This is a genomic window from Salipiger bermudensis (assembly GCF_017309175.1).
GTDB lineage: Bacteria > Pseudomonadota > Alphaproteobacteria > Rhodobacterales > Rhodobacteraceae > Salipiger > Salipiger bermudensis.
Genome location: NZ_JAEKJV010000006.1, coordinates 251,756 through 269,247, shown reverse-complemented (window position 1 = coordinate 269,247; position 17,492 = coordinate 251,756). Strand labels below are relative to the sequence as shown.

Annotated in this window: 13 protein-coding genes; 4 read left to right on the top strand and 9 right to left on the bottom strand. The window is 68.3% G+C overall.

Features of this window, described 5'->3' with window-relative positions; translation table 11 throughout:
- Positions 1 to 7: 7 nt before the first annotated feature.
- Positions 8 to 1,666 (top strand): NAD+ synthase, encoded by a 1,659-nt coding sequence (locus JF542_RS10650; RefSeq protein WP_007795445.1) that lies wholly within the window; start codon positions 8 to 10, stop codon positions 1,664 to 1,666.
- Positions 1,667 to 1,987: 321 nt separating this feature from the next.
- On the opposite strand, the gene JF542_RS10645 is transcribed toward JF542_RS10650, so the two are convergent.
- Positions 1,988 to 2,377: a metallopeptidase family protein gene (locus tag JF542_RS10645; RefSeq protein WP_207075819.1), complete on the bottom strand. Its 390-nt coding sequence runs from the start codon at positions 2,375 to 2,377 to the stop codon at positions 1,988 to 1,990.
- A gap of 126 nt (positions 2,378 to 2,503) precedes the next feature.
- Between JF542_RS10645 and JF542_RS10640 the strand changes: the two genes are divergently transcribed.
- Positions 2,504 to 3,055: a 2OG-Fe(II) oxygenase gene (locus tag JF542_RS10640; protein ID WP_207075818.1), complete on the top strand. Its 552-nt coding sequence runs from the start codon at positions 2,504 to 2,506 to the stop codon at positions 3,053 to 3,055.
- A gap of 59 nt (positions 3,056 to 3,114) precedes the next feature.
- On the opposite strand, the gene JF542_RS10635 is transcribed toward JF542_RS10640, so the two are convergent.
- From JF542_RS10635 to JF542_RS10615, 5 genes are read right to left on the bottom strand one after another with little or no spacing between them, the layout of a single operon-like run.
- Positions 3,115 to 5,214: an NAD-dependent epimerase/dehydratase family protein gene (locus JF542_RS10635; RefSeq protein ID WP_207075817.1), complete on the bottom strand. Its 2,100-nt coding sequence runs from the start codon at positions 5,212 to 5,214 to the stop codon at positions 3,115 to 3,117.
- 11 nt (positions 5,215 to 5,225) lie between these two features.
- Positions 5,226 to 6,185: a glycosyltransferase family 2 protein gene (locus JF542_RS10630; protein WP_207075838.1), complete on the bottom strand. Its 960-nt coding sequence runs from the start codon at positions 6,183 to 6,185 to the stop codon at positions 5,226 to 5,228.
- Between the two features lie 8 nt (positions 6,186 to 6,193).
- Positions 6,194 to 7,429, bottom strand: coding sequence for a glycosyltransferase family 4 protein (locus JF542_RS10625; RefSeq protein ID WP_207075816.1), 1,236 nt, complete (start codon positions 7,427 to 7,429; stop codon positions 6,194 to 6,196).
- The gene (locus tag JF542_RS10620; RefSeq protein ID WP_207075815.1) at positions 7,426 to 8,406 is read right to left on the bottom strand and encodes an NAD-dependent epimerase/dehydratase family protein; all 981 of its coding nucleotides are present in this window, start codon (positions 8,404 to 8,406) and stop codon (positions 7,426 to 7,428) included. Before JF542_RS10620 ends, JF542_RS10625 begins: the two co-directional genes overlap by 4 nt.
- The gene (locus tag JF542_RS10615) at positions 8,394 to 9,521 is read right to left on the bottom strand and encodes a Gfo/Idh/MocA family protein (protein ID WP_207075814.1); all 1,128 of its coding nucleotides are present in this window, start codon (positions 9,519 to 9,521) and stop codon (positions 8,394 to 8,396) included. The genes JF542_RS10620 and JF542_RS10615 overlap by 13 nt, the downstream gene beginning before the upstream one ends.
- A gap of 301 nt (positions 9,522 to 9,822) precedes the next feature.
- Between JF542_RS10615 and JF542_RS10610 the strand changes: the two genes are divergently transcribed.
- A complete protein-coding gene (locus JF542_RS10610) occupies positions 9,823 to 10,587 on the top strand; it encodes a WecB/TagA/CpsF family glycosyltransferase (protein ID WP_007795420.1) in 765 nt (254 codons plus the stop codon).
- A 423-nt stretch (positions 10,588 to 11,010) separates the two neighbouring features.
- Here JF542_RS10610 and JF542_RS10600 read toward each other — a convergent pair whose 3' ends face one another.
- The 3 genes from JF542_RS10600 to JF542_RS10590 all read right to left on the bottom strand — a co-directional run bounded on the left by JF542_RS10600 (position 11,011) and on the right by JF542_RS10590 (position 15,945).
- Positions 11,011 to 13,062 carry an acyltransferase family protein gene (locus tag JF542_RS10600; RefSeq protein ID WP_207075813.1) on the bottom strand — a complete coding sequence of 684 codons (2,052 nt, stop codon included), beginning with the start codon at positions 13,060 to 13,062 and terminating at the stop codon, positions 11,011 to 11,013.
- Between the two features lie 177 nt (positions 13,063 to 13,239).
- Positions 13,240 to 14,535 carry a glycosyltransferase family 4 protein gene (locus JF542_RS10595; RefSeq protein ID WP_207075812.1) on the bottom strand — a complete coding sequence of 432 codons (1,296 nt, stop codon included), beginning with the start codon at positions 14,533 to 14,535 and terminating at the stop codon, positions 13,240 to 13,242.
- 9 nt (positions 14,536 to 14,544) lie between these two features.
- Entirely contained in the window at positions 14,545 to 15,945 is a 1,401-nt protein-coding gene (locus tag JF542_RS10590; RefSeq protein ID WP_207075811.1) for a hypothetical protein, read from the bottom strand.
- Between the two features lie 237 nt (positions 15,946 to 16,182).
- On the opposite strand from JF542_RS10590, the gene JF542_RS10585 reads away from it, so the two are divergent.
- A complete protein-coding gene (locus tag JF542_RS10585) occupies positions 16,183 to 17,463 on the top strand; it encodes a glycosyltransferase family 4 protein (RefSeq protein ID WP_340689152.1) in 1,281 nt (426 codons plus the stop codon).
- Positions 17,464 to 17,492: the final 29 nt, after the last annotated feature.

The following is a 17,492-nucleotide window of genomic DNA, read 5'->3' as shown; positions in this document are numbered from 1 at the left end:
AGGGCACATGGCCGATCGCTTCCGCCTGACCATCGCGCAGCTGAACCCCACCATGGGAGACCTCGCCGGCAACGCCGCGCAGGCGAAGGACGCCTGGGAGCAGGCCAAGGCCGCCGGGGCCGACATGGTGGCGCTGCCCGAGATGTTCATCGCCGGCTACAACGCGCAGGACCTGCCGATGAAGCACGCCTTCACGCTCGACTGCATGGCGGCGGTCAAGGCGCTGGCGGAAGACTGCGCCGACGGTCCGAGCCTCGGCATCGGGTGCCCATGGGTCGAGGGCACCGAGCTTTACAACGCCTACATCATCTGCCGCGGCGGCAAGATGGTGACGCAGGTCTTCAAGCATCACCTTCCGAACTACAACGTGTTCGATGAGCTGCGGATCTTCGACAGCGGCCCGATTGGCGGCCCCTACGCGGTGGGCAACACCCGCATCGGCTCGCCGATCTGCGAGGACGCGTGGTACGAGGACGTGGCCGAGACGCTGGCCGAGACCGGGGCCGAGTTCCTGCTGGTCCCCAACGGCTCGCCCTATTTCCGCAACAAGTACGAGACCCGGCTCAACAAGATGATCGCCCGCGTGGTCGAGACCGGCCTGCCGCTGATCTACCTCAACATGGTGGGCGGGCAGGACGACCAGATCTTCGACGGCGGCTCCTTCGTGCTGAACCCGCACGGTGCGGTGGCGCTGCAGCTTCCGGTCTTCGAGGAGGCCATCGCGCACGTCGATCTCGAGCGCACCGAGGATGGCTGGCGTGCGCTCGAGGGCGATTTCACCACCCATCCCGACGCAATGGAGCAGGATTACCACGCCATGGTGCTGGCCCTGCGTGACTATTGCCGCAAGACCGGCTTCGGCAAGGTGCTCTTGGGCATGTCGGGCGGCGTCGACTCGGCGCTGGTGGCGACCATCGCTGTGGATGCGCTGGGGGCCGAAAACGTGCGCTGCGTGATGCTGCCGTCGGAATACACCTCGGAGCATTCGCTCGAGGATGCCAAGGCCTGCGCAGAAAACCTCGGCTGCCATTACGATTTCGTTCCGATTACCCCGGGCCGCGACGCCATCACCGAGACGCTTGCGCCGCTCTTCGAGGGCCGCGATGCCGACCTCACCGAGGAGAATATCCAGTCGCGCCTGCGCGGGCTGCTACTGATGGCGATGTCGAACAAGTTCGGAGAGATGCTGCTGACCACCGGCAACAAGTCCGAGGTGGCGGTGGGCTATGCCACGATCTACGGCGACATGTCGGGCGGCTACAACCCGATCAAGGATCTCTACAAGACCCGCGTCTTCGATATCTGCCGCTGGCGCAATGCCAATGCGCGACCGTGGATGATGGGCCCCGAGGCGGCGCCGATCCCCGAGCGCATCATCACCAAGCCACCCTCGGCCGAGCTGCGCGACGACCAGAAGGACAGCGACTCGCTGCCCGACTACCCGGTGCTCGACGGCATTCTGCAGATCCTTGTCGACGATGACGGCTCGATCGCCGATTGCGTCGCGGCGGGTTATGACCGCGCCGATGCCAAGAAGGTCGAGCACCTGCTCTACATCTCGGAATACAAGCGCTTCCAGTCGGCCCCCGGCGCGCGCCTGTCGAAGCGGGCGTTCTGGCTCGACCGGCGCTATCCCATCGTCAACCGCTGGCGCGATCCGAGCTGAGGTGGCGGTCGGGGCGCGGGTTACACCAAGGTTAAAGTTTCACGAGGGTTAAAGGGCCGCGCTGGCGGGCGTGCCCGGCATGGCCACCGGATGCCGCGGTCGGGATCACTTCGCGACCCGACCCTGCGCACGGCGCGCCCGCGCTGGGACGCGGGTGGCGATCATGCATCAAGCATGGCCACCGGGTGCCGCGGTCGGGATCGCTTCGCGACCCGACCCTGCGCACGGCGCGCCCGCGCTGGGACGCGGGCGCTGGGCTCGGCCCGCTCGCATCTCAAACGCTTCCCCGGAGCCTTTGCCGGGCTTTGCCCGGGCCGATGCTCACTCCCACCACCGGTCGATCGTGGCGATGTCGTCGTCAGACCAGCCGAAGTGATGCGCGAACTCGTGCACGGTGACATGGATCACCAGATCCTCGAGCGCGATATCGCCGCGGTCGCGCCATTCCGCGAGAATCGGTTCGCGGAACAGCCAGACGCGGTCCGGCCAGGGCGAGGGATCGCTCACCGAGCGCTCGGTCAGCGGGATGCCCTCGTAAAGCCCCGTCAGATCGAGAGGGTTGTCGACCTCCATCTCGGTCAGCACGTCTTCGGGCGGCCAGTCGACAACCTCCACGAGCACCTCCGCCGCGCTCCTGCGGAACGGTTCGGGAAAACTCTCGATGGCGCGCTGGGCCATCTCTTCGAAGGCGGCGAGGTCGGATCTGCTCATGCCCGTGGGTATGGCCTTGCGGCGGACGAAGGAAAAGGTCGCATTTCGCCCGTCCTGTCGCGAATGGCGCAGATCGCGGCCGGCGGCGCGCTAGAGCAGGCGCTTGTTCAGCCAAAGGCCCCGCCCATGCTCACCGTTCACCGGATTCCCGCCGCCTTTTCCGAGATCGACTGCGACCGCATCATCGACCTGTCCCGCACTGCGCACAGCGCTGATGCACGGCTCGTGGGCCGCAATCAGGATCACAACCTGCGCCGCGCCGATCTGGTCTGGCTCGACGACGTCGCCGGCGCCGAGTGGGTGATGGAAAAGATCATCGAGCTGGTGCGTCAGGCCAACCGCGCGGTCTATGGCTTCGACCTTGATGCCTTCGACGAGAGCGCGCAGGTGGCGCGTTACGGGGCCGAGCGGCAGGGCCATTTCAGCTGGCATTCCGATGTCGGTGACGGCCGGCTTGCCGCGCGCCGCAAGCTGACCATGGTGGTGCAGCTCTCCGAGCCCGGGGCCTATCGCGGCGGCGCGCTCGAGGTGATGCCATCGGCGCACACCGTCGAGGCCGAGCGCGCGCGGGGCAGCGCCACGCTGTTTCCCTCATACCTGTTGCACCGGGTGACCCCGGTCGAGGCCGGCGAGCGCCACTCGATGACGATCTGGGCGCACGGGCCGGCCTTCCGCTAGATCCGCCATGACATGCATGTTCCGCCGCCGGCGACAGGCGCGATGCGCAGATCCGAAGCCTAGAACCCGATCAGGTTGGCCTCGGTGATCGCCTTGCGGACAAAGGCGGCGCGGTCGGTCTCGGGCACCCAGTCGAGCATCGCCTTCGGCTTGTCGTTGGCGAAGGGGGAGAAATGCGCCCGGCTCTTCCAGTCAGCCAGCGACGGGCGCACCACGCCGTGCTTGCGCAGGGCGTATTTCTTCAGCCCGTACTTCACCGCGTCCGACAGGTAGAAGGCGGTGAGGTTGCCGCTGCTCACCCGGATGCGGGCGCCAAGTGCCTCGTGGATGGCCGCGAAATAGCCGCGCGCCGAGAGCATCGGCTCGCCGATCAGGTTGAAGCTCTCACCCACCGCCGAGGGCCGCGCCGCCATCCGCACCAGCCCGTCGGCCACGTCATCGATCAGCACGAAGGGCAGGATGTTGTCGCCCGGCCCCCAGATCCGCACCGCGCCGGCACCGTGCCAGCGCCCGATGCCCCAATGCTGCAGCGGGCCGCCATGGCCCACCACGATGCCGGGCCGCGCGATGGTCAGCGGCAGGCCGCGCTCGCGATGGAGTTTCATCAGCTGGCGCTCGCACTCGGCCTTGGAGCGGGCATAGAGGTTGCGGTCGGTCATGTCGTCGGGGAAGGTCGTGTCCTCGGTGATGGTCTGGCTGCCATCCGACATGTCGTAGCTCGCGATGGTGCCGGTATAGACCAGACGCTTCACGCCGGCCTTTTCGCAGGCCATGCCGATGCGCGTGGCGACGCCCACGTCGTTGATCAGCGCCTCCGACCAGGTCTTGTCCATCGACTTGGCGAGGTTGAAGACCACGTCGATGCCCTGCATCGCCTCCGTGAGCCCGTCGAGATCGTGCAGCGAGACGCCCACCGTCTCGACCTGATCGGGCAGGTCGGGGAAGGGGCCGGAGCGACCGCGAGAGAGCACCCGCACGTCATGGCCGTCGGCCACCAGCCGCCGGGTCAGCGCGCGCCCGATGAAGCCGGTGCCGCCGATCACCATGGCCGTGGGTTTCGGCTGGCGGGTCTGCACCGCCGGGGCCTTCACCGCCAGCGTCTCGGGCGGCAGCAGCGCCAGCGCGTCGTCGAGCGCCTGCATCACCGTGACCGCGCTTTCGCCGCTGAACCGGGCGTCCTGCGCCTTGCTCATGTCCTGGTAAAGCGCCGCGTCCATGCCGCGGAAGCTCAGCGCGTAGGGACCTTTCTGGTTCAGCGAGACCGCCTGCCGCCAGGCGTTGACGCTGCCCTCGCGCAGGTGCTGCCAGCCGAGGTCGAGCTGCTTGCGCAGCGGGTTCACGATCAGGTCGGAGCTGTTTTCGCGCTCGAGGATCAGCACATCCGAGGCGAAGTCGAGCCGCGCCCGCCCCGAGGAGCCGCGCAGCGTCACCGAGCGATCGTCCTGCGTCTCGACCAGCGAGACGGTGAGGGTGATCTCGACCTCGCCGGCGCGGGCGAGGATGCGGAAGGCCTGCGGGCGCGGATCATTGCCGGGCAGGTCGACCGGCTTGCTGGCCTCGGCAAAGGTGATCTCGGGCGTGCCGAAGAGATCGACGGCGAAGGCCATCAGGTGCGGACCGACCTCGAGCAGTAGGTTTTTCGGCGCGCGCAGAAGCCACAGGTTGAACGGGCCCGAGCGCAGCGGCGACAGCGGCAGCGCATAGCTGATCTCGCAGGCCGAGACCCGGCCCAGATCGCCATGCAGCATCATCTCCTTGAGTCGCACGTAGGACGGCAGGCCGAGGAAGTTGTGCCCGGCATGGAAGCGCTTGTCTGCGGCCTGGGCGGCGGCAAGGATCTCGCGCGTGTCTTCGGCGCTTTCCGCCACCGGCTTCTCAACCAGCACGTGCAGCCCGGCCTCGAGGCACTGGATCGCCAGCGGCTTGTGAAGCTGTGGCGGGGTGAGGATGTGCACCGCCTCGCAGAGCCCGCTCTCGATCAGCGCCTCGACGCTGGTGAAGGGCTGGGCGCCATAGGCCTCGGCCATGCCGCGGGCGGCGGGCTCGGACAAATCGCAGACCGCCGCGACGGTGGCGGAGGGCGTGGCGGCAAGCGCATCGGCGTGCCAGGTTGCGATATAGCCGGCCCCGATCAGGCCGACGCGGAGAGGTTCGGACATGGAAACGTGCCTCACTTGTACTCGATGATGCGCATCTGCGCGTTGCGGCGGCGGCGCCAGTGATAGGTCGCCATGCCGATCACGTTCGGAATCTTCGACAGCGTCAGCAGGACGCTGTGCCGGTAGGCCTCGCGCCTTGGCAGCCCCTCCCGGATCAGGCCGCGCGCGGTGCGATGGTAGTTCAGCGCGTAGACGCAGAGCCCGGCCACCGGAAAGCCCCACCAGATCAGCGCGCCCAGCAGGATGAAGAGCGGTAGCGCAAACCCGTAGACCAACGCCCGCTGACGCTCGCGCCGGAAATACTCGGGATGCAGGTGACCCACCTGGGCAAAGCCGTGGCCGGTGCGCACGGCGCGGGTCCACCACTGGCCGAAGCGATGGGTGTCGGCGTCGTGGCGGGTCATCTCTTCGGGGATGCGCTCGAGCCGCCAGCCGGCCTTGCGCAGCCGGGTGCAGAACTCGTCATCCTCGGCGGCGATCACGGTCGGGTCGAAGCCGCCCACGGCGCGGAAGGCCTCGGCCCGGACCAGCATGTCGCCGCCACAGGCAAGAATCTCGCCCGCCGGGCGGCGCCATTCGAAATCGGCAAGCTGGTTGTAGAGCGAGGCGTCGCGGTGGATCTCGGCGCGCCAGCCGGTGACCATGCCAAGCCGGGGATTGGACCTGAGAAAAGCGCGGGCGCGGTCGAGATAGCCCGCCACCAGCGTGCAGTCGCCATCGATGAACTGCACGAATTGTGGATCCCCGAGCGCCTCGAACCCGGCATTGCGGGCGCGCGCGGCGGTAAAGGGCGTGGCGAGGTCGAGCTCGACCACCGTGGCGCCCGCCTTGCGCGCCGCGGCCACGCTGTCATCGGTGGAGCCGCTGTCGACATAGACCACCTGCCGCGCCTGCCCGGTCACAGAGGCCAGCGCCGCCACCAGCCGCGCGCCCTCGTTGCGCCCGATCAGCACCACGTCGACCGGGGGCATCTCCGGGGTCATTCCAGCACCTCGCGCTTGGCCGGGCTGTCGCCCTCGGCATAGGCGGTGAAGAGATGCGACAGCCGCGCGGCCTCGATATGGATGTTGAACTCGGACTCGACGGTGGCGCGGCCCACCGCGCCCATCACGCGGCGCTGGTCCGGGCTGGCAAGGAGCTGCTCGATGGCCTGCGCCAGCGCGGGCGCATCGCCCGGGGGCACCAGCACACCGTTCTCCCATTGCGTCACCAGCTCGGGGATGCCGGCGATCTGCGTGGCGACCACCGGCACGCCCGCCGCCATCGCCTCCATCAGCACCACGGGCACGCCTTCGGCAAAGCTCGGCAGCACGAAGACATCGCTTTGCGACAGCGCCTCGGCCACCTCGGACTGGCCTTGGTAGCCGAGAAACACCACCGTCTCGCCCAGCGGCTTGGCCCGTTCTTCCAGTACCGCGCGCTCGGGGCCGTCGCCGATCAGCGCAAGCCGCAGTTGCGGGTGGCGCGCCTTCAGCGTGGCCACCGCGTCGAGCAGGATCGGCACGCCCTTCACGCCTGCCAGCCGGCCCACGAAGAGCAGCGTCTGTCCGGTATGCGGCGCGGTGTCGTAGCGCACCGGGTCGATGCCGCAATGCACGATATGAAGCTTGTCCCAATGCGCCGCGTCGGCAAAGCACATGAGTTGCGAGCGGCAGTATTCCGAGATGCAGGCGACAAAGCGCGCCCGCGCGGTCTTTTCGTCGATGCGCCAGTGGTGCGGCTCGAAGAAGATGTCGGGGCCGTGGATGGTGAAACTGTATGGGATGCCGGAGAGCTCGCTGGCCAGCATCGCCACGGTGCAGGACGCCTTGGCGATGTGGTTGTGCAGATGCGCGACGCCTTCGCGCTTGAGGCGGTCGGCCAGCACCGCCGCCTCGAGGAAGTAGATCAGGTTGTAGAGCCGACCCTTGAAGCCCTTGGGGGCTGTCCGCCACGCCAGCCGCAGCGCGCCGAGGTAGCGCCCGGGGCGCAGGGCGCAGCCGAGATGCGCCTTGAGCAGGCGCAGCGGGTTCTTCGCCGCGCCGATGACCTTGAAGGTGCTCGCGTGCTCTGCGCGCTGTTCGGGGCCGACCAGATGCTCGGCGCCGGTGGTGCGGATCGAGCAGGTCAGCACCTCGTGGCCGAGATCGCGCAGCGCCGCCACCTCGCGCTGGATGAAGGTGTCCGAGGCGCGGGGATATTCCCCGGTCAGGTAGGCGAGCTTGGGCAGGCTCATGTCTCGCTCTCCAGCGTGTGCTGCAACAGCGCCTCGAAAGGCGCGTCGTCTCGGCCGCCAAGGCTCGCACGAAGCGCGGTGTTGGGCCAGCGCAGCGGCATGATGCGGGCGCGCAGCACCGGCTCGCGCAGCAGGCCGGGCAGGCGGCGTTCGAAGCGTTTCAGCGTTCGCGTGAGGGTCAGCCACAGCGTCCACGGCACGTCGATGGCGGCCCTGGGCCAGCCCGCCGCCTGGCGGTGGGCGGTGACGAACCGCGCCCGCGTTGGCAGATCGTCGTCGATCACGTTGAGCGCGGTCATGCCCTGCGGATCGGTGAGGGCGGCCGAGACCAGCGCGCGCGCCACGTGTTTCACGTGAACCAGCGGCAGCGCGCCGTCGGAGGCCAGCGTGACCTGCAGCGGCCCGGCCCAGAAGCCGTTGAGCGCGTGCCACGTCCGGCCCGGTCCCCAGACCGCGCCCGGCCGCATCAGCCAGAGCGGCTGCAGCGCGCCCTGACAAAGCACCTCCTGCGCCAGCTTCGACTCGGCATAGCTGTCCTGTGCGTGGCCCGGGCGGTTGAGCGGGCTGCGCTCGGTCACCGTGTCGCCCGGGGCGAGCTTGCTCATGTCGTAGACCGCGATGGAGCTGACGAGCACCAGCCGGATCTCCTTGGGCAATGCTGCGAGCAGGTGGCGGCTGGCCGCCAGAGTGTCGGCCTCGATCGCCGCGCCGTCGCCGCCCAGATGTGCTGCCGCGTGGATCACCGCGTCGCAGCCCCTGAGCGCGCGGCGCAGGGGCATCAGCGACGACGGCTCAGACAGATCCGCTTCCACCACGGTCACGCCGTCATCGTCGGCCCATTCGGGGGCGACGCTCTTGCGCACCAGTGCCACCACATCGAGCCCGCGCGCGCGGGCCTCGGCCACAGTGGCGCGCCCGATGAAGCCGCCTGCGCCGGTGATCAGGATGCGGCACGCCTCGCCCTTCACCTCGCCCATGGCATCGGCTCCATCGGATCGCAGCGCGTGGTCATGCGCTGGGCGCCGCTCGTCTCGCCGGCGTTCTGCATCGCCAGCGTGACCTCGGTCATGTGCAGGGCGAACGCTGTCGACAGGCGGCAGGGGCGGTCCTGCTCAAGCGCCTCGAGCATCTCGGCCGGACCCAGCATGAAGTTCATCGCCGCGGCCCCCCAGCGCTTGACCTTGGGGTGGGTCGCCCGCCCCAGTTTCACCCGGCGTGGGAAGGGGCTCTCGACCAGTTTCCGGCGCAGGTTCATGCGCTTGGCATAGGTCACCTTGGCGCTGTTGTCCCACGCGGCGTCACAGCGTAGCACGCCGCTGTCACCGATGATCCTGATCGAGTGATCATGCGGCGCGACGATCGAGCAGGTCAGCCGCGTCACCGGGCCGGTCTCGAAGAACAGCGTGGCAATGCTCAGGTCGGGCGCCATCGGGCCGGTGCCGGTCTTGTCGGGGATGGTCTCGGCGCTGGCCGCGACCACCGTGCGCACCGAGCCGAACCACGAGATCAGCCAGCTCAGGTAGTAGCCCGCGTGCTCGAGCGTGCAGCCGGTGCGGAACTCGTCCTCGTAAGGCCAGGGCGCGCCGGTCTCGGAGAGCCACTTGCGATAGGCGGCTTGCGGTACGAAGCCGTCGTCGAGCTCGGCATAGATCGCACGCGGCGTGCCGGCGATGCCCTTGCGCAGCGCGTAGCCGAGGGTCTGCGCCGTCTCGCCCAGCACCGAGCAGGGCGCCGAGGCCAGCAGCAGGCCGCGCTTGGTGGCCAGCGCACAGAGCGCCTTGGCTTCGTCCAGCTCCATCGCCAGCGGTTTTTCCGAATACACGTGATGCCCGGCCTCGAGACAGGCGCGGTTCAGCTCGTAGTGGGCCGAAGGGTTGGTGAGGTTCAGGATCACCCCACCCTCTGGCGCATCGGCAAGAAACGCGGTCAGCGAGGTCTTCTTCGGGAGACGCCAGTGGGCGCAGAAGCGATCCAGCCGGGCGGCATCGCGGTCATAGACGCCGACGACCTCGATGCCCTCCATTGCCTGCAGCGAGCGCAGGTAGAGGTCGGCCACGAACCCGCAGCCGAGGATCGAGATCCGTCGGGTCATGGGGCGCGCCCACGGTCGGGCGCGTCGAGGATGGCCCCGCAGGGGCGGGGAGGGGAAAGAACGGACATCAAAATGCTACTCACGACTCCTGAACAGGCCGGTTGTTTCCGTTGAACAGACAATTTTGACGATAATTCGGCAGGTCCCGTGGATATGCCGGCAAAGCGCACCGCAGATGGAAAACCTCGCCGCGTGCGACCCGCGAGACACGGTTCACGGGAATTCGCCACAATATGGGCCTCCGCCAGCCACAGTTATGCGGTATGACAGAGGGCAGGGTGTGTATTGGATGCGACGATTTATGGATTTCAAGGTGTCCGGCGAGAGGGTTTCGGTCAATGTCCCGACCTGGGCCGTGTTGCAGGCCCGCGTGACCGAGCGTCTTGCCCAACGTCAGGGCTTCGCCCTTGCCACGATCAATCTCGACCATCTTGTGAAACTGCGCCAATCACCGCAGTTCCGGCGCGCCTACGCGGCGCAGGATTTCGTCACCGCCGACGGCAACCCGATCGTCTGGATGTCGTGGCTGGCCAAGCGCCCGGTCGAGCTGATCCCGGGCTCGGACGCGCTGTTTCCGATCGCGCGCATCGCCGCCAAGCAGGGCGTGAGCGTGGCGCTGGTGGGCAGCACGCAGCCGGCGCTTGCTGCCGCCAAGAGCTATCTCGAACGCGAAGTGCGCGATCTCGAGGTGGTGGCCACCGTCGCGCCTCCGATGGGGTTCGACCCGACCGGCGCACAGGCCGACGCGATCTTCGAGCAGATCGGCGCCTCGGGCGCGGGGCTGTGCTTCATCGCGCTGGGCGCCCCCAAGCAGGAAATCTTCGCGGCCGCCGGACGCCGCAAGCTGCCGCATATGGGCTTCGCTTCGATTGGTGCGGGGGTCGATTTCCTTGCCGGCACCCAGACGCGGGCGCCGGAATGGGCGCGGCGTTTCGCGGTGGAGTGGCTGTGGCGCGCGCTGAGCAGCCCGAAACGATTGCTGCCGCGCTACGTGAAATGTCTGGCGATCCTGCCGGGGCAGGTGTTCGCGGCGATGCTGCAGCGCTTCCGCACGCCGCAGCACTGAAGCGCCTCAGACCAGGCGGCGCGGCCTGCGCCGCCGCAGCAGAAGCAGATCCTTCAGCTTGCCCTTGAGGCCGCGCGGCGGCAGCACCTCGGTCTCCTGCTCGAACACGGCTCCGGCCCCATGGAGGAAGACCCGCCGCTGGCCCTTGAAGGCGCGTGATATGGCGCGGCGGAAGGTGCGGCGCCGTGGCAGAAGCTCGGGTGATAGGTGTATTCGACCGACAAGAGCCCGGGACGAGCGGGGTCGTAGGTCACGCGGTTTTCGGCATAGGGCAGATCCTCCATCAACCCGTTGCGCTCGGCCCGGTTGACGGCACGCCCTGCTCGAGGAACAGCACCTTTTATCCGGCCTCGGCAAGCGCCCGCCCCACCGTCCCGCCACCGATGCCGGTGCCGATGACGTCCCAATTGCCCTCCAGCGCGCTCACGAGCCGGTGCCGCGGTCGCCGGAAAAGACCGGCGCGAAGAGGTCCCGCAACGCCAGCGCGGCGGCGTTGGTGAGGTGGTTGTTGTCGAAGTAATAGCCCGTGTCGCCGTTCAGCGCGTGGCAGGCACCCTCGTCGCAAAGCCGCGGCCAGGGGTCGATCCAGCGGATCGCGCCGTCCTCGGCCATGGCGCGCCACGGTGCCTCGGCAGGGGCGATGCGCTGGGCAAGGGCGGTGCGCGAGATGCTGGTCTGCGTGACCGCCTCGCGCGCCAGCGGCCAGCCCTCATGCGCTGCCTCGCGCGCGGCGAGGCGGCTGTCGTATTGCGCGATCTCGGGCGGCTGGCGCAGCACCACCACCTCGTCGAACGGGTCGAGCAGCCGGGCGACTGTGGCCTTGGCCGCCGCGGCGACGATGTCGGATTGCCGGGCGTCGAGCCGGGTGGGCGCTTCGAGCGGGTGCACGGCGATGGTGTTCCCGGCGTCGCGCCCGATGCCGGTGCCGTTGGCATAGTAGCTCCAGCGGCCGATCAGCAGCACGGTTTCGAGGCTCGGCAGGCGCTGGAAGCTCTGGCCGATCTGCAGGTTGGCATTGGTGCAGGCGGTGTCCTGCGCCAGGGTCGCCGCGCTCTCGACCTTGCGAATGCCGAAGAGCGGCGGGCAGCCGGCGCGCCAGATGATCAGGCCGGGGCGGCCGGCCTCATGCGCGGCGAGGTCGAGCCCCTCCTTGACCGCACGCACGTGGCTGTCGCCCCAGACCAGCACCTCCGGATCGCCCTCGGGGCCGATGGGGCAGACCTCCAGCCCCATCAGAGGACCTTCGGAGGGGGTGCGGCATCGGCTCCAGTCCTGCAGGAAGTCGCCCGAGGCCGCGATATGGATGCGGGTCTCGGGGCCGAAGCGGTTCGGCAGCCCGTCATTGACATAGAGCCACGCGCCAAGCGCCAGCGTGGCGGCCGAGGCCGTCGCGGTGCCGCCGAGGATCACGAAGCCCGGCACCCGCGCGCGGCGCACCGGTGTCTCGACATAGCGCCATGACAGCCACGCCAGCCCCACCGACAGCGCCATCCACAGCACCGCCTCCCACAGCCCGGCATATGCGCCACGGAGGTAGAGCGACAGCACCAGCACCGGCCAGTGCCAGAGGTAGAGCGAGTAGGAGATCTTGCCGAAGAACACCGCCTCGCGCGTCGAGAGCATCCGGTTGACCGGGTTCTGCCCGCGGCCATTGGCAAGCAGGAGCACCGTCCCGAGCACGGGAAGCAGCGCCAGCAGATCGGGGAACAGCGGCCCGGCGGGGATCAGCAGGATCGAGCCCGCGACCAGCATCAGCCCGGCCAGGCTCAGCACCGTGTGGCCGCGCCAGCGCCGCCCGCTCTCACAGCCCCAGATCGCCAGAAGCACACCGCTCAGCAGCTCCCACGCACGGAACGGGAAGAGGTAGAAGGTGGCGGTCTGGTAGGGCGGGGTGAGCCAGGCGCAGGCAAGGAACGAGGCGATCCAGCAGCCCACCAGCGCCGCCAGCAGGGCGCGGCGGTTGCGCGACAACAGCAGTATGAGCAGCGGCAGAAAGATGTAGAACTGCTCTTCGACCGCGAGCGACCAGGTGTGCAGCAGGGCCTTTTCGTCCGAGGCGGTGTCGAAATAGCCGGCCTGACCGAAGAACAGCACGTTCGAGAGATAGATCGTCGCGGCAATGAGCTGCTTGCCCAGCTCGCGGAACTCGAACGGCAGCAGCAGTGCCCAGCTCAGGACGGCGGTGACCAGCACCATGGTGAAGAAGGCCGGGGCGAGGCGGCGGCAGCGGCGGATGTAGAAGTGGCGCAGCCAGATGCGCCCGGTGGCATCATATTCACGCCAGAGGATGCCGCCGATCAGGAAGCCGGAGATCACGAAGAAGATGTCGACCCCGACGAAGCCGCCCTCGAGACCCGGAACGCCGAAGTGATAGAGCACCACGGCCAGCACGGCGATGGCGCGCAGACCGTCGATATCGCTGCGATAGGGCAGCGATCCGGGGCTTCGGTCTTCACGGTCCGATGCGTCTTGCATGGGTGCGGACTGTTTCATCACTCGAAATCCGGGTTCTCCGGGAACACTGGCACAACGACACGTGTGGGTCGCGCCCTTGGCTGCCTATCAAGGGCAACTGGGGCGAAATAAAGGCGCGGCCGCACCGGGACGGACGCTAGGGCGCAAAGGTTGCGCTTTGGTCAACGCCGTCCGGCCCTAGAAAACCTTCGGCGCGGGGGCTGGCCGCCCGCTGCACACCCAGTCATAGACCTGCGCCACCTGCGCGGCCTTGCGCGCCCACGTGAAGTGGCTGGCGACGCGCGCCTGTGCCGCCGTGGCCATCGCCGGCAGGCCGGAGGGGTCGTCTGCCAGCCGCGCCAGTTCGGTCGCGAAGCCGGCGATGATCTCGGCGCGGGTGCCGCAAGCCACCTTGAGCCCGGTGCCCGGCACCACGAGCTCTGCGGGGCCGGCATAATCGACGATCAGCGGCACCACACCCAGCGCCATCGCCTCGAGCACCACGCCGCCGCCGAATTCGCGGATCGAGGGGAAGGAGAGCAGGTGGCAGCCGGCCATGATGTCCTGCACCTCCTCGTGCGGCTTCCAGCCGTGGAAGGTGACCGCGCCGCCGGCGCCGAGCGCTTCGGCCTGCGACACGAGATCGGGCATCATCGGGCCGTCGCCGATGATCTCGAGCTGCATCCGGCCGTCGCGAAGCAGCGGCGCGGCGGCCTCGAGCAGCATGTCCGGCCCCTTGTAGGGGACCAGCCGTCCGACGAAGCAGGCGCGCAGCCCCTCGGGCGCGGGCGTGGCGGTGCGATTGAATCGCGCCGGATCGATACCGTTTTCCGGGAGGTAGAGGGTCTTGGCACGGTGCTTCGACGGAATCTCGCTCTCGGTGTGCCGCGAGCCCACGAGGATGGCGGCGGCGTGTTCGAGCGTCGCGCCGCGGGCCGGCAGCAGCTTGTAGGCCGAGCGCAGGTAACTCAGCCATTCCTTCTCGCGCCGTCGCTCGGCCTCGAAGCCCTTGGGCCACGGGACGCCACCGTTCAGAGGGCCTAGCACGAAGGGCACACCGGCGCGCGCGCAGCGCTTCGCCAGAGTGGAGGAAATCGTCGGCGACAGCGGCGTGATGCGGTGCATGATATCCCAGCTGCCGGCATTGATCTCGGCGCCGAAGCGCTTCCAGACCAGCCGCTCGAAATGCGGATAGCTGAGGGCGTTGATCGCCTGCACCATGGTCCAGCCCTTGCCCTCGCCCATGCGGAGCCTTTCGGCGAGCTGCCACATCGGGCGCGCGAAGGCCTCGGAATCGATGGCGGTGAAGTCGGTGCCCTCGGTCAGACCCGCGCGCAGAAAGGCGTCGCGGTTGCGGATCTGGGTGACGATATGCACGTCGGCCACCGCGCGCAGGGCCGAGGCCAGCGACCAGCCGACCAGCGGCACGCTCACCCATTCGGGGTTGGCCGCCTCGGCGATGGCGAGGACGCGGGGTCGGGAAGTCTCAGCCATGCGTGGGCCTCACAGGATGGATTGCCATTCGAGCTTGCGCCTCGAGGTCGTTCGCGCCAGACGCCGCATGGACTTCATGCGCTCGGCATAGCCGGTCAGCGCCCCGGCAAGCAGCCATGTCAGGGGTGTCAGGGTGGCGTTGGGGATCAGGTCCGCGACGTTGACGGCCAGCATCAGCGACAGCGGCGCGATGAAGGGCGAGATATGGTCGGCGCCGCCGTTGCGGCTTTCGCGCCAGAGCAGGAAGATCGGCAGCACCAGCAGTCCGAACTCGGCAAGGAAACCGATCCAGCCATAGACCCCGATGATGATGACCCAGCGCCCGTCGGCGACAGTGAGAATGACGCCCGAGACCGGATCGAGGATGTGGTTGCGCCCCCAGCTGCCCCAGCCGGACACCGGTTTCTCGGTCGCCCGGTCGAGCAGGATCCGCTCCTGCCCGAAGCGGAACTCGAGCGAGCGCGCACGGTCTTCGTCGAAGCTGGCGGCGGCGGCGAGGATGCGGTCCTCGGGGATGATGTTGGCGCCTTTCATGACCGGGTAGGCGATGGCCAGAAGGCCGAGCAGCAGGGCGATGCGGATCTGCATCTGCCGGCTCAGGAACAGCAGGCAGGGCAGGGCGGCGGAGGCGAGAAGCAGCGCGCCCAGCGATTTCGACGCCACCAGCACGAGCAGCAGGTAGAGCGCGCAAAGCAGGGTTCTGAGGGTGTTCAGCCGGCTGTCCTGCCGCCACAGGGCGAAGGCCGCGATGGCGGCGGTCATGATGAAGAACGAGACCCAGAGCCCGTGATAGAGGAACACCACCGGGCGGTAGCCGCCGCCGCGGACCGACTGGGCGAAGGAGTGCTGATAATAGCCGTAGATCCAGTTGTTGAGCTGCGGCGACAGCCGCAGTTCCACCAGCATGGGCAGCGAGTAGATCAGCCCGCAGACCATCAGCGCGACGAGGAAATAGCGTTGCGAGCCGCCGTCGGCGAGGTACTGGCGCGCCATCAGGAAGGGCATCACAAGCATAGCCTGTTGCAGCATCAGGGCGATGGCGTCCTTGATGCCGAGGCCGGGCAGGCCGACCTGGCCGTAAAACACCGGCTCGGTATTGGTCAGGGTGGTCAGGATCGGGATGAAGATGAACACGCCAAGCAGCACGCGCGCCAGTCGGGATTGCGGGATCAGCAGGCCCTGCGGTCCGAACTTGACCAGACAGATCATGAAGGCGGCGAGCGCGGGGATGGTGTGCTTCGACATCGGCGGCATCAGCGGCAGGTCGAAGGCGGCGGGCGGTTCGGGCAGGAACAGGTAGCCGAGCATCAGCGACAGGATCAGCGCCCGATCCGCCGGCAGGCGTCGGAACAGGGCGATCGTCACCACCGGCCAGAGGGCCAGCATGAGGTAGGCGAGAGGGTTCGGCATACTCGTGCTTCGCAGATCGTTACGCGGCGCTCCGTGACCCCCACATGCCCCGGATTGCAGGGCGACCATAGCAGCGGGGCCGGCGCTTGTCGCCCTCCGGGATGGCGGCGAGGCAGCGGGCTGGCAGATATGGCACAGCCGGTCAGATGCTACGCAATGGTCCATGACGCGACACCTTTCGGCCAGATTGCACCGGCATCTGCCAAGGTGGTATGAGAGAGACCCGGGAGGTCAGTGGTGAGTGAGCAGCGTTTGAAGATCGCCTATCTCTGCGATTTTTCCCCGCTCGACAGGTTCATGTATTCGGGCGGCAACGCCCACATGTACCATGCGCTGCAGCGCCATGCCGGCGAGGTGACGATCCTCTCCAGCAGCTGGGGATTGGCCGAGCCGGTGCGGCGCGGGATCGCGCGCCTGTCCTACCCGATGCAGATGCGGCTGCGCTGGCGGCTGCATCTGGCGCTGGCCCCGGTGATCGCCCGCAAGGTCCGGTCAGAGCTGTCGCGTGGGCGCTATGATGTGCTTTTCGGCACCTACGCGTTTCACGCGCTGCATCGGGTAAGACCGCCCTATCCGCTGGTCACCGCGTTTTCCTCGGATGCGACTCAGACGATCTACCGGAAGTCCGAGATCGGGGCACAGTTCGAGTCCAGGTATCCGGGCGGACGGGCGCTCGACAGCTGGGTCGAGCGCTGCGAGGCCGAGGTGTTTCGCAGCACCGATTTGATGTTCTGGCCCTCGCAATGGCTCAAGACCGCTGCCGACGACCGCTACGGGCTCGATCCGGAACGATCGCTCATGGTGCCGTGGGGCGCCGGGATCAAGACCGTGCCGTCGGTCCGCCCGTCGACCTTGGGGCGCGGCTTGCCGCTGCGGCTGCTGCTGATCGGGCGGGACTGGTTCGCCAAGGGCGGACCGATCGCCTTCGATACGATGAAGCTCCTGCGCGGGCGCGGCGTCGATGCGCGCCTGACGGTGATCGGCTGCGAACCGCCGGACTTCCATCGCAACGAATGGGTCACGGTGTATCCGCAGCTCGACAAGGCCAAGCCCGACGAGATGTCGGTGTTCGAGCAGGTCTTTGCCGAGGCGCATTTCCTTGTCCAGCCGTCCTACGAAAGCTACGGGTTCGCCTTCTGCGAGGCGTCGGCCTACAAACTCCCATCGCTCTGCCTGAACGTCGGCGGCGTGCCGGTGCGCGACGGTGTCAACGGTCACGCGCTGCCGCCAAAGAGCGGACCGCCGGAGTTCGCGGCGCTGATCGAGCGCTATCTCGAGGCGCCGGAGGAGTACGATGCGCTGGCGCGGAGCGCGCGGCAGGAATTCGAGGACCATCTCAACTGGGACGCGTGGGGCCGGACCGTGGCAGAGCATCTGCGCGCAGGCGTCGCGCGGCTGCGCGGGCAGGGAGCGGACAGCGAGCGCAGCTCTGCAACGCAAGGCGCGGCGGTCGATGCGGCGCGCGCGGGGGCAGGTGGACCCGATCGCCGCACGGCGCAGGGTGGGCGCGGCGGCTGAGCCCGGCGCCGACTGTGGCATCGACGCCG